At 41.5% G+C, this 12589-nt stretch carries 14 protein-coding genes; 10 read left to right on the top strand and 4 right to left on the bottom strand.

What is annotated here, in order from left to right; all coding sequences use genetic code 11:
• The first annotated feature begins 2 nt into the window (after positions 1 to 2).
• The 10 genes from ACG9ZB_RS06135 to ACG9ZB_RS06090 all read left to right on the top strand — a co-directional run bounded on the left by ACG9ZB_RS06135 (position 3) and on the right by ACG9ZB_RS06090 (position 7453).
• Positions 3 to 605 carry a histidine phosphatase family protein gene (locus ACG9ZB_RS06135; RefSeq protein ID WP_419324862.1) on the top strand — a complete coding sequence of 201 codons (603 nt, stop codon included), beginning with the start codon at positions 3 to 5 and terminating at the stop codon, positions 603 to 605.
• The gene (locus ACG9ZB_RS06130) at positions 605 to 1348 is read left to right on the top strand and encodes an adenosylcobinamide-GDP ribazoletransferase (protein WP_419324860.1); all 744 of its coding nucleotides are present in this window, start codon (positions 605 to 607) and stop codon (positions 1346 to 1348) included. Before ACG9ZB_RS06135 ends, ACG9ZB_RS06130 begins: the two co-directional genes overlap by 1 nt.
• 271 nt (positions 1349 to 1619) lie before the next feature.
• Positions 1620 to 2597, top strand: coding sequence for a KpsF/GutQ family sugar-phosphate isomerase (locus ACG9ZB_RS06125; RefSeq protein WP_058869901.1), 978 nt, complete (start codon positions 1620 to 1622; stop codon positions 2595 to 2597).
• Between the two features lie 3 nt (positions 2598 to 2600).
• Positions 2601 to 3140, top strand: coding sequence for a KdsC family phosphatase (locus tag ACG9ZB_RS06120; RefSeq protein ID WP_419324858.1), 540 nt, complete (start codon positions 2601 to 2603; stop codon positions 3138 to 3140).
• Positions 3141 to 3174: 34 nt separating this feature from the next.
• On the top strand, positions 3175 to 3717 hold the full coding sequence (lptC, locus tag ACG9ZB_RS06115; protein WP_419324856.1) for an LPS export ABC transporter periplasmic protein LptC: 543 nt from the start codon (positions 3175 to 3177) through the stop codon (positions 3715 to 3717).
• On the top strand, positions 3707 to 4273 hold the full coding sequence (gene lptA, locus ACG9ZB_RS06110; RefSeq protein WP_010327067.1) for a lipopolysaccharide transport periplasmic protein LptA: 567 nt from the start codon (positions 3707 to 3709) through the stop codon (positions 4271 to 4273). The genes lptC and lptA overlap by 11 nt, the downstream gene beginning before the upstream one ends.
• Positions 4273 to 5019 (top strand): LPS export ABC transporter ATP-binding protein, encoded by a 747-nt coding sequence (lptB, locus tag ACG9ZB_RS06105; RefSeq protein WP_419324854.1) that lies wholly within the window; start codon positions 4273 to 4275, stop codon positions 5017 to 5019. Before lptA ends, lptB begins: the two co-directional genes overlap by 1 nt.
• A 262-nt stretch (positions 5020 to 5281) precedes the next feature.
• Positions 5282 to 5878 (top strand): IMPACT family protein, encoded by a 597-nt coding sequence (locus tag ACG9ZB_RS06100; protein ID WP_419324852.1) that lies wholly within the window; start codon positions 5282 to 5284, stop codon positions 5876 to 5878.
• Positions 5871 to 6482 carry an acyltransferase gene (locus tag ACG9ZB_RS06095; protein ID WP_184118261.1) on the top strand — a complete coding sequence of 204 codons (612 nt, stop codon included), beginning with the start codon at positions 5871 to 5873 and terminating at the stop codon, positions 6480 to 6482. The genes ACG9ZB_RS06100 and ACG9ZB_RS06095 overlap by 8 nt, the downstream gene beginning before the upstream one ends.
• A 128-nt stretch (positions 6483 to 6610) precedes the next feature.
• Entirely contained in the window at positions 6611 to 7453 is an 843-nt protein-coding gene (locus tag ACG9ZB_RS06090) for a universal stress protein (protein ID WP_125273461.1), read from the top strand.
• 141 nt (positions 7454 to 7594) lie between these two features.
• On the opposite strand, the gene ACG9ZB_RS06085 is transcribed toward ACG9ZB_RS06090, so the two are convergent.
• The 4 genes from ACG9ZB_RS06085 to mutS form a co-directional block, all read right to left on the bottom strand.
• Positions 7595 to 8260, bottom strand: coding sequence for an O-methyltransferase (locus tag ACG9ZB_RS06085; protein WP_419324850.1), 666 nt, complete (start codon positions 8258 to 8260; stop codon positions 7595 to 7597).
• A gap of 132 nt (positions 8261 to 8392) precedes the next feature.
• The gene (locus tag ACG9ZB_RS06080) at positions 8393 to 9112 is read right to left on the bottom strand and encodes a peptidase M15 (protein WP_419324848.1); all 720 of its coding nucleotides are present in this window, start codon (positions 9110 to 9112) and stop codon (positions 8393 to 8395) included.
• Positions 9113 to 9243: 131 nt separating this feature from the next.
• A complete protein-coding gene (gene fdxA / locus ACG9ZB_RS06075) occupies positions 9244 to 9567 on the bottom strand; it encodes a ferredoxin FdxA (RefSeq protein ID WP_004696359.1) in 324 nt (107 codons plus the stop codon).
• A gap of 206 nt (positions 9568 to 9773) precedes the next feature.
• A complete protein-coding gene (gene mutS / locus ACG9ZB_RS06070; protein WP_419324846.1) occupies positions 9774 to 12407 on the bottom strand; it encodes a DNA mismatch repair protein MutS in 2634 nt (877 codons plus the stop codon).
• Between the last annotated feature and the right edge of the window lie 182 nt (positions 12408 to 12589).

Here is a 12589-nt window from a genome sequence, read left to right as displayed (position 1 = left end):
GGATGTTGTATTTAGATTTCCTACGCCACGGCGAAACTAGCTTAAGCCATACTCTACGGGGTAGAACGGATGATGCTTTGACTGCGAAGGGTTGGGCGCAAATGCGATCTACCATCACCCAGTCTGAGCAGACTGGGCAGGCGTGGGATGTTATTTATAGCTCACCATTACAGCGCTGCCGTCTATTTGCAGAGCAGTGGGCGGAGCAAAAACAGCTTCCTTTGTTTATAGAACCGAATTTGCAAGAAATGGATTTTGGGGAATGGGAGGCTCAGTCGACTGAGCGACTCTATCAACTCTACCCAGATGAATTGGCTCAATTTTGGCAAACGCCGTTAAGCTTTACCCCGCCTCAGGCGGAAAGTTTAATGGCATTTAAAAGCCGCGTTCTAGAGTTTATAGAGACCTTGACCCAGCAAATGTATGCGCAGGGCTGGACACGCGCATTGATTATTTCCCATGGTGGAGTGATTAAACTCTTAAAATGCCAAGCGCTGAAACAGCATGATAATGATCTTTTAAAAATGTCAGCAGAGTTAGGGCAGTTGAACTGCTTTGTATTCGATCAAGGGCAGTTTCAGTTTATTCAAAGTGAGGACGTGTAATGACACCGTTTTGGATTGCATTACAGTTTTTAACGACCTTTCCAGTTCGCCTAAGCGTAATGCCAACGCCTCAGCAAAATGCGCAGGCATTGTTGTTTTATCCTGTAGTGGGTTTGCTTATGGGAGGAATTCTATATGGGATCGCCCTGTTATTGCATGCTTTGCCACTTGTGCTGTTAAGCAGTGTGATTCTGGTGTTATGGATTTGGTTGACGGGTGGTTTGCATCTGGATGGTTTGGCCGATACCGCAGATGCTTGGGTTGGTGGTTTTGGCGATAAAGCACGCACACTTGAGATCATGAAAGATCCGAGTTGTGGGCCTATAGGTGTACTCAGTCTTATTATGGTATGCATATTAAAGTGGTCTGCACTGTATGTGTTATTGCAGCAGCAGTGTTATAGCGCACTCATTTTATTTCCTGTCTTAGGACGTCTCGTACCGCTATTCTTCTTTTTAAGTACAGACTATGTGCGCGATAAAGGACTCGGCAGTCAGTTGAGCCAACATTTAGCACGACCAATTGCAATGGCACTTTTACTGCTGATGCCTTTGGTGGCTTTGTATTGGGCATGGGTTGGTACTGTGGTGATTGCCACTTTTTATCTGGTACTGTGGTATTTGCGGTGTAAATTTATACAGCGTATTGGCGGTGTGACGGGAGATACCATTGGTGCCAGTATTGAAATGATTGAATTAGCGACACTCTTTAGTTTTGTGGTGGCTACTTTTTATTTCACTTAAGTTAGGGGATATATAAGAGTCTCTCAGTGTGAAAACTGTGCAGTCATGCGTTGCCGAAAGAAAAAAGAATAAAAAGGAAATGAGCTATATACATTTGAAACAAAGGTCTTCCAGCATAGGCAAAACACATTTGTAGATATGTTGTGAAAATCCAAAGATTTCCGCGCTAGTTGTCTACAGAGATATGATAAAATTGCGAAAATTATTTTTTATGTGCTGACGTTTCATTTCGTCACACGGTTCAGGTAAAACAAAGTTGAATTCTGAAAATATGTCAAATCCCATTGATTTCCAAAAAGTTGCTTTAGAAACACTAGAGATAGAGCGTCAGGCACTCTCGGTACTTGCTCAGCAAATCGATGATCGTTTTAGCCGTGCTTGTGAAATTATCCTAAAGTGTAAAGGTCGCTTAGTCATTACTGGCATGGGGAAATCAGGGCATATTGGCCGAAAAATGGCAGCCACCTTTGCCTCTACAGGTACACCATCATTCTTTATGCATCCAGGTGAAGCGGGGCATGGTGATTTAGGGATGTTGGTTGCAGGTGATGTGCTGATTGCGATTTCAAACTCAGGTAAGAGTGATGAAATCATGATGCTGATGCCTTTGATCAAATATTTGGGTGTGCCTTTAATTACCATCAGTGGGGATGAGCGTGGGCCGATGCCACAGAATGCTGATGTGGCGCTGACATTGGGCAATATTCAAGAAGCGTGTCCATTAGGTCTAGCACCAACATCGAGTACAACGGCGACTTTAGCTTTGGGTGATGCATTGGCTGTTGCACTGTTAGATGCACGCGGGTTCACTTCAGATGACTTTGCACGCTCGCATCCTGCAGGTGCTTTGGGTAAACGCTTGTTATTGCATGTGAAACATTTAATGCACACTGGGGATGAGCTACCAAAAGTGTCTCCAGATACAGCAATGAACAAAGTTCTGTACGAAATCTCTAACAAACGCCTAGGTTTAACCACAATTGTGGATGACAATGATCATCTATTGGGGATTTTTACTGATGGTGATTTACGCCGTTTGATTGATAAACAGCAAGGTTTTGATGTGAACTTGGCGGTGTCTGATGTGATGATTAAGAGCCCGCTGACGATTTCACCGGAAGCACGTGCTGTTGAAGCATTAGAGCGAATGAATGAAAAGAAAATTAACCAATTTGTCGTTGTTGATGAGAGCAATAAAGTCATTGGTGTTTTGAGTATGCATGACCTGATTCAAGCTGGGGTAAATTAAAAAATGGCTTCTTATATTTTGTTAGAACAAGCGCGTTATGTAGAAGCTCTAGTTTTGGATGTTGATGGTATTTTAAGTGATGGTTTTGTGACTTTGACCAACTCGGGGGACGAAATTAAATCTTTCGATATCCGTGATGGCTTAGGTATGAAACTGGTTCAGCAAGCTGGTGTGAAAGTGATTATTATCACAGGACGTAAAAGTCAGATCGTAGAAAAACGGATGTCTGATTTGGGCGTGGACCTTGTCTATCAAGGCCGTGAAGACAAAGGTGTTGCACTGCGTGAGGCTTGTGCAAAATTTAGTATTTCACCCGAAGATTGTTTATACATGGGTGATGATTGGCCTGATCTATCTGCATTTGCCATTGCAGGCATGAAAGTGACCGTGCCAAATGGTCATTTAGAAGTACGTCGCCGTGCCGATTTGGTAACTCAAGCGATGGGTGGACGTGGCGCGGTACGCGAAATCTGCGATATGATTTTACAAGCCAAAGGTGTATACGAAACTTTACTTGAAAAGTACACCGCAGTCCCGCATTAATCTGTATGCATGCATGAGAGTTTAGTTAACATTTATGGATACTAAAGTTTTATATATCACTGCTGTAGCCATTGCGGCTATCAGTAGTGGTTATTACTATTACAGCGGAAAAGGGCAAAAGCTCGAGGTCGATGGTGCGCAAAGCATGACCTATTCTGCTGAGCAGATCCAACTGACTCAAACAGATGAGCAGGGTAATTTATACGTCCGCGCAAAAGTAGATCGTCTTGAGCAGGACATGCAAAAGAAGACCTCTAAGTTAGAGAACTTAAATGCTGAGATGTATAAAGATGGAAAAGTGGATGCGACTTTCTATGCCAAGCAAGCCAATGGTATCAACGACAACGAAAAAGTCGTTCTGACAAACCAAGTGGTTGCAAAGAAAATGTTGGATCAAGGTCAGATGCAGTTTGACACCGCAGAACTGACTGCGTTTCCACAGACGCGTGAACTTGAATCTCAGCATCAAGTGGTTGTTACGACGCCACAAGCTGAATTTGTCAGTCAGGGCTTAAAAGCGAATTTAAATACGGGTCAATATGACTTTTTCCATATTCGAGGGAAGTATGAACCATAATCCAAAATTTTCTATTTCGAAAACTTTCCTCAAGCAAACACTTGCACTGAGTTTAGGCGTGGCTGTTTCAACTTTTGCTTTGGCATTGCCAAGTGACCGTAGTAAAGCGATTTCGTTGGTGGCAGATCGAGCAACGTTTAATGAAAAAACGGGTGTTACGACGTACACAGGCAATGTCATCATTGAACAGGGTACGATGAAACTACAAGCGGATTCGATTGTTGCCAATTTAAATCAAACCCGTCAAATTAGCACCATTACGGCCAATGGTAAGCCTGCACGTTTCCAGCAGCAAGTCAGTACCAATAAAGGTATTGCCAAAGGTCAGGCGCAAAAAATTATTTATAATGCAGAAACAGGCATTATTACCTTATCCGGCAGCGCACTTCTAGAACAAGATGGTGCTAGTATTCGCGGTAATACATTACGTTATAGTATGAACAAAGGTGATATCGAAGCGATTGGTACACCAAATAACAGTGGTTCGTCGAGTGGTCGTGTTCAAATTGTGATTCCACCTTCAAGTTCTCAATCCTTCCCAGGAGCGCGTGACTAATGGAGCAAACTCTCAATCAGCCACAAACCCTATGTATTAAGCATCTTGCGAAAAACTACAGTAAGCGTTGGGTAGTGAAAGATGTATCTTTTAGCATGCAAAGCGGACAAATCGTAGGTTTACTTGGCCCCAATGGTGCAGGGAAAACCACCAGCTTCTATATGGTGGTTGGACTGGTGCGTATGGACAAAGGTGAAATTCATCTTGATGACCTAGACATGTCTGATTTGGCCATGCATGAACGTGCGCGTAAAGGCATTGGTTACTTACCTCAAGAAGCCTCAATTTTTAGAAAACTGACCATTTCTGAAAATATTATGTCGATTTTGGAAACGCGTAAAGACCTGAACAAAGAACAACGTAAACAGCGTTTGCATGAATTGCTGGCCGATTTTAAAATTAGCCATATTAAAGATTCATTGGGTATGAGTGTGTCTGGTGGTGAACGTCGCCGTGCTGAAATTGCGCGTGCGCTGGCAGCCGATCCAAAATTTATGTTACTCGATGAACCTTTTGCTGGGGTTGACCCAATTTCAGTGGGTGACATTAAAGATATTATTCGCACCTTAAAAGACCGTGGTATTGGCGTTCTTATTACGGATCATAACGTTCGTGAGACTTTGGCGATTTGTGAGCGTGCTTATATCGTGAGTGAGGGTGCGGTGATTGCTGAAGGCTCTCCAGATGAAATCTTAACCAATGAAACCGTGCGTCAAGTTTACCTTGGTGATGACTTCACTGTATAAGCTTTTTCTGCGTCAATGAAAATAATCGGCGCAGATTTCCCTCTTATATTTTTAATCCATCGCTTTGTATTGAATTAATAATAGGGCATTCCCTTATATTCAAACTGCGCGCTCTGCCATCCTTTTGAAATCGCTTTTTCAGCATGCTACACAATATGCATATCTCTTTATTTTGTGTGGACTTAAAGCGAAAAGCCTTTTTCATACGCTAGCTGATTGAAAATACGTTATAATTTTTTGTGAAATTTTTAAAAATTACGCTATGCCATTTACCATCTCTAGTTTAGTGAGCTATGAAGAAGACATTAAGAAAAGTCGTTTTCAAGCTCTTGCTGTGCCTGTAGAAAATGAACAAGCCGTTAAAGATTTTCTAGAGCAATATAAAGATATCAGCACCACGCATCAGTGCTGGGCATGGAAAATTGGCCACAATGTTCGTTTCAATGATGACGGTGAACCTTCTGGTACTGCAGGTCGTCCTATTTTAGCAACCATTGAAGGCAATGAACTAACCAATGTTTTGGTTTTAGTCAATCGTTGGTATGGTGGCGTCAAGTTAGGCACAGGCGGGCTGGTACGTGCTTATGGTGGAACTGCAGGACAGTGTTTACTGTTGGCTGAAAAAATAGAGCTCATTGAGAAGAAAAAAGTGCATTTTGCCTGCCAATTTAATGAATGGGCGATTTTCCAGTATGAGCTGAATAGCCAGCAGATTGAATTTAATGAGCAATATACTGCTAATGGCGTAATTGTAGAAGCATTCTTACAAATGCATCAGATTAAAGCGCTCAGACTTAAAATACAAGACATAACGCGTGGGCGTGAAGCGTTAAAAATTGTGGATGACCATCATGACTGATCCCTTATTAAAATATCGTGAGCAGCATAAGCATCGCTTAAATTATATGCCCTGGTTGTATTGGTCGCTCAAGCCTAAAAACCGTGAGTGGGCTGAAGTATGGCAGCAAGAATACCAAGCTTATCTAATGGAAATGGAAACCGTTGAAATTGGTCAAAACTGTTTTATTTCTCCATTGGCACACATATTTGCAGAGCCTGGCCGCAAAATTGTCATTGGGGACAACACTTTTATTGCTGCCGATTGTACTTTGCATGGGCCTTTAGAGATTGGCAGCGAAGTCGCGATCAACCACCATTGTATTTTAGATGGTGGTCGTGTGGGGATTAAGTTACATGATCAAGTGCGTATTGCGGCTTATTGTCACTTATATGCCTTTGATCATGGTATGGCACTCAGTGATCCGATTTATCAACAGCCTGTGCGTTCACAAGGGATAGAAATTGGTCGGGATGTTTGGTTGGGGGCACATGTGGGCGTGAAAGATGGGGTGAAAATAGGTGCACATGCTGTGGTGGGGATGAATAGCATGGTGACTAAAGATATCGCCGAGCAATCGATTGTTGCTGGCAATCCTGCACAGTTTATTCGTTTACGTGATTAAGATATCAAAGAATATTGAACATTTATCAATACTTAATTACATAAAAACCTGCCATCAAAAAAAAAGATATGCTAAGTTTAGAACAACAATGAGACCTTATACCAAGTGCGGTGTAATGAGAGGCGATAATGAAACGAGTCATTGCATGTATTGATTCTTCACCTTGTATCAATGCTCTAGCAGAGGCTGCGGCGTGGATTGCAAAGCAGACGGGGCGGGAATTAGTTCTTTTACAAGTTTTGGATTATTATCCCGCAAGTTATCACTTAGGTGAAATTAGTGGGGTAATTGGATTTGAAAGTAATGCAATGTTGCTCAAAGAACTGGCTGAATTAGAGCAAAAACAAAGTGAACTTGCGCTCAGTTATAGCAATAATTTACTTGATCATATTTCTAAACTCATTCTCGAAAAGCATGGCCTACATACAACGAATATTCAAGAAAAGGGTGACTTTCTAGAGCAAAGTTTTAACTTATTGCATGAAGATGACATTGTGGTGATTGGGCGTGTGGGTGAGAAATCGGCTGAACGCAATAAACCATTGGGCAGTAATGTTGAGAACTTTATCCGTGGTGCAAACTGTACCGTCATGACGGTAGGTGATAGCTTTAAACCGCCTACGCGTTTCATTTTTGCTTATGAGTATTCACCGACGTGTGTGAAGATGATGAAGCGGATTGCGCAAAGTGATCTACTGCGCCTCTTACAATGCCATTTGGTCTATGTCGGTGACCATCCTGAAATTTTAAGAGAGCCTGAACAGTATTTGAAAGATGCGAATTTGGATGTGATTACAGAATATCGTTATGGCGACGTGGCTGAGAATATTCTGGAATACCAAAATGAGCATGGTATACAACTGATTGTGCTCGGTGCATTTAGCCACAGTAAAATTCATCAGTTCTTTCTGGGCAGCATTGCAACGACCATTTTTAGGAATGCCAAAGTTCCCTTACTGGTTGCCCGTTAATTTAGAGTGATTTCTCTAAATTGCAACTGTTTTATCCATAGTTATCCGCATTAATTGTGGATAACTATATGGACAGTAAATGCAAGTTTATGATTTATATAAGCTTAAATTAATCGATTGTTTTTTAATCTAAGTTTTAGCTTATTTTACAATGGCTAAGGCAAATCCATCATGTCCTTTGCTACCAACAGTTTGAAGTGCTGTGCACGACAAAATTTTCGGATGGTTTTGCATCGCTTTGAACATATCTCTAATCCCTTCAATACTTGGTTTATGATTTTCAGCATTGATAATATCGCCTGCACGAATTACGTTATCGAGGAAAATCAAAGTACCTGAATGAGATAGGTTCAGGCTTAATTCCAAATACTCTGGGTAGCTTTGTTTATCGGCATCAATGAAAATAAAGTCGAAAGGTTCAATATCTGCAGGCAGTGATTTAAGGATATCTGCTGCACGCCCACATTTGAGTTCAACGTTTTGTTTAAGCTGAGCTTTGTCGATATTTTCTTGACCCATCGCGGCATGCGTATCACGCCCTTCAATCGTTAAAATATAGCCGTCTTCAGGTAAAGCACGCGCTAACCACATGGTGCTATAGGCGGCAAAAGTGCCGAGCTCCAATACCCGCTTACATTGATTCATTTGAATCAGCATTTGTAAAAGCATACCTTGGTTGGGTGCAACAGCTAAGTGATCTGGAAAACCATGCTTCTCTGTATTTTCTAAAGTTTGCAGTAGAATAGGGTCTTCAGGAATTAAATGTGCATAGATATAGTTATCAATCTCTGTCCACATTTGTTGCATAGCATGTTCACCTCGGTTGCGATGAGGAGCATTTTAAACTTTTATTCTCAGAGTGCAATTTTTTCGACCATATTTGTTGAAATCAATGCTCAAAAAAAAGAGGTCATATTGACCTCTTTTAATTTTTAAAAACTAGTAACTACACATCGAAGAATTGCGACTGAGATCTGGGCCCCATGTGCGATATCCTTGGGTATCAATGTGAATCTGACCAGATGCATATAAGCCTAAGCCCATGTTCAAGCTTTGTCCGTGTTGAGTCCAAAATTGGCATAGACGGAATTTAGTATTTTCAATATATGCATAATCTTGTGGCTGCGGGTTTTCAGGTCCGATTCGAAAATCGATGGCAGAATTGAATAAGTGGCGGGATGAGTTGGCACCACCTGCACATTGGTTTAAAGGAAGATCACGATAAACTGAAGTGACTTCAAAATCGGTCAGTACTTTAGCTGCAACTAAATATTTAAATACTTTTAAGGTCGCAATTTGGTTTTTCCAAAGTTCACGATTTGGAATCATATATTGTGAGCGACCACATTTTTGCCAATCACGTGCTGTTCTGAGCAGTTCAAAGCTTGGAATGATATTCCCAACTCCATTACGTTCAAGGAAAACTTCATACTCACGTACGCTTGCTAGTGTGTCACCGACAGACATCCAAGCATTGTAGGTATAAGGAATAATTTTAGGTGGAGCAGGGCGGTCAAAACTAATTTTCTCTTGTGGGATAAAAATACGTTTTCCATCAGGTGTTGTGATGGTCTTGCCTTTGTGAGATGAAGTCGTACAGCCAATCATCACCAAGGGGATTATGCTAACCGCAAATAATCCCTTTAAAAATTTCTTCATTATAGAAATCAAATATTTAAAAAATATGCTTATTATTTTAATCCAAATTTGTGAGGAAAAATTGGAAATATTGCAATCAAATGTGTGTTTTAGGTATAAAAAAAGATCAGCTTATGCTGATCTTTTTAGAGTTACTTTTCTAAGTATTGTAACTTATCTGCTTTACCGTTCCATTCTTCACGGTCAGCAGGTTGGTCACCAATCTGGGTAATGTTCGGCCAAGTTTGTGATAACTCAGCATTCAGTTCAATAAAGACTTCTTGACCTTCTGGTAGTTCATCTTCTGAGAAAATTGCATTTGCTGGACATTCAGGTTCACACAGTGCGCAATCGATACATTCATCCGGATTGATCACTAGAAAGTTTGGACCTTCATAGAAACAGTCTACTGGACAAACTTCTACGCAGTCTTGATATTTACATTTAATACAATTTTCAGTGACAACAAAGGTCATGGCGAAGGCTACCTAAAAATATGGTTCTAATAACTAATGTGTATTTTAGGCAAAAACAGCACCAACTAACAATTGCTTTTATTGATATTTGTTATATGCACGGCTGTTAAATTTGATAAAAACTGAACATTCTGCTGAAAACTGCTTTTGACAATAAAAAGACCGTCATTTTGACGGTCTAGATGGGTTACAAAAATAGAGAACCACTATGAATGTAACTGATCTTTCAATGCATAAAGCTGCTGTAACGCTTCACGTGGACTTAAGTTATCGACATCAATGCTCTTGAGTAGTTCAAGTGCGGCAGAAGGCTTCTCGATTTCAACCACACGTTCAATGATTTCAAGTTCAGGTGTTTCTATTGCAGCAAACAAATCATTTTGAACGACTTTAGGTTTTTGCAGTTGTTGCTTCTCTAAAATTTTCAGACGATTTTGTGCTTCTTTGATCACACTGGCAGGAATACCCGCCAATTTTGCTACTTGTAAGCCGTGACTTTGGCTCGCAGGCCCATGTTGGACTTTATGTAACAAAATGAGGTTGCCATTGATTTCTTTTGCTGTGACATGGTAGTTATCAATAGCAGTTTCTTTCGCCAGCTCGGTCAGTTCAAAGTAATGTGTGGCAAATAAACATAAACATTTAATGCGTTTAGTTAAGTCAAGTACGCAAGCCCATGCCAAAGATAAACCATCATAGGTACTGGTGCCACGACCAACTTCATCCATCAAAACCAGTGATTGATTGGTTGCATGATGCAGGATTTGCGAGGTCTCAGTCATTTCCACCATAAAGGTCGATTTGCCTGTAGATAGGTCGTCCGCAGAACCAATGCGGGTAAATATTCGATCAATAGGGCCTAAGACTGCTGATTGGGCAGGTACATATGAGCCACAATAGGCTAATAGGCTAATTAAAGCCGTTTGGCGCATAAAGGTTGATTTACCGCCCATGTTAGGACCCGTAATAATGGCCATGCGGTGGTTAAAATCAAGTGTCGTGTCATTCGGTGTAAATGAGGCTTTGTTCAAAGCTTCAACTACTGGATGACGTCCCGCAATAATTTTAACTCCAATTTCTGGGCTATACTCAGGACGTGACCAATTGCGTAAACGAGCCTGATGTGCAAAGTTCGTTAATAGGTCGATCTGCGCAATAGCGCTACTCATCATTTGTAAATGACCAATGTCGGCGCGGAGTTCATCTAAGAGCATTTCGAACAGCATTTTTTCGCGGGCTAATGCACGGGACTCACTTGAAAGCACTTTGTCTTCAAAGGTTTTCAGCTCAGGCGTGATATAACGCTCAGCATTTTTCAAGGTTTGACGACGAATGTAGTGATCAGGTGCTTGCTCGGCTTGTGCACGGGTCAGTTCAATATAATACCCACTGACACGGTTATAACCAATTTTTAAGGTCGAAATTCCAGTATTTTGACGTTCTTGAATTTCAAGATCGATCAAGTACTGTCCTGCATGATCGCGGATTTTACGGAGTTCATCGAGTTCCTGATCGAAACCTTCCGCTATCACATTTCCATCCCGTAAAAGCACGGGTGGATGTTCAACGATGGCAGACATTAGACGTTGATGTAAGCCATGGAAATCACCCAATTCCTCATTCAATTGGCTAATGAGTGCAGACTGTTTGCTTTGGATCACGGGTTGAATGGCATGACGTAAATAAGGGATTTGTGCACAAGCTTGGCGCAGTTGCACTAAGTCACGCGGACGGGCACTACCTAAAGCCACCCGACTGAGGACACGTTCAATGTCTCCAATCTCTTTTAATACTAAACGGATTGGCGATTCATGGTAGCCATCCACAAGACTTTTGGTGGCATCTAAACGTGCGTCTAAGAGCTTGGTGTCTCGTAACGGTTGCATCAGTGTACGACTAAGTAAACGTCCACCCATTGCAGTTTGACAGTCATTGATGAGTTGGAATAATGACGTACCGTGTTCAAACAGAGGCTCAACCAACTCTAAGTTTCTACGTGTCACAGGATCAAGCGCAATGAAATCACTGCTTTGTTCTAGTTGAATCGAACGAATATGCGGCAAGGCAGTCTTTTGCGTTTCTTTGGCATAATGAATCAGGGATGCTGCTGCTGCTTTGGCAAGTGGTAAATGGTCAATACCGAAACCAGCTAAAGTCGATACTGCAAACTGATCACATAAGGTTTTTTGTGCATTGTTTAAATTAAAGTCGACATTTGGACGGCGTGTCACAGGGCAGTCGAGCAGTTTTTTAATGTGTTCAATGATGTTGGGGTCGACAATATTTTCATCGACCAAAATTTCACTTGGCATGAGGCGAGACAGTTCAATACCGAGTTGCTCAAGCTGAAACTCTTGTTGTTGAACTTTGAATAAACCTGCACTTAAATCTAACAATGCAATACCAATTTCGTTTTGTTGTACGCAAAGCGCCACAAGGTTTGAACTTTGATGTGCAGTCAGTAAGGCATCATCTGTCAGCGTACCCGGTGTAATAATCCGGACAACGCCACGTTCAACAGGGGCCTTACCTGTAACTTCACCAATTTGCTCGCAAATAACGACGGTTTCGCCTTTTTTCACCAAGCGAGCAAGGTAGCCTTCAGCTGCATGGTAAGGAACACCTGCCATAGGGATGGGTTGACCATTGGCTTTGCCACGATGGGTCAGGGTAATTCCGAGAAGTTTAGCGGCTTTATGTGCATCTTCAAAAAATAGCTCGTAGAAGTCACCCATACGATAGAACATCAAAGAGTGCGGATGTTGCATTTTGACGCCCATGTACTGTTGCATCATGGGAGTGAGGGTGGACAAATCAGTTATGATTCCCGAATTGCTCATGTAGGTGAAATCCTTAAATCTTTTAAAATGCACAATGTAAAAATAGACCGAGCGACACCGCTTACCGTGTGTATTTATGCGCTATGAACAGCTATGTATGAATGGCAATATCTTAGCAAAATTGAAAACGACTAAACAATAAATCATCTATAAAGCGAACAGTTGTTAAACAGCCAAGTGAT

The organism is Acinetobacter johnsonii, assembly GCF_048551975.1.
Lineage (GTDB): Bacteria > Pseudomonadota > Gammaproteobacteria > Pseudomonadales > Moraxellaceae > Acinetobacter > Acinetobacter johnsonii_A.
Note: the sequence above shows the minus strand (reverse complement) of the source record. Positions and strands in the feature narration are given on the sequence as shown.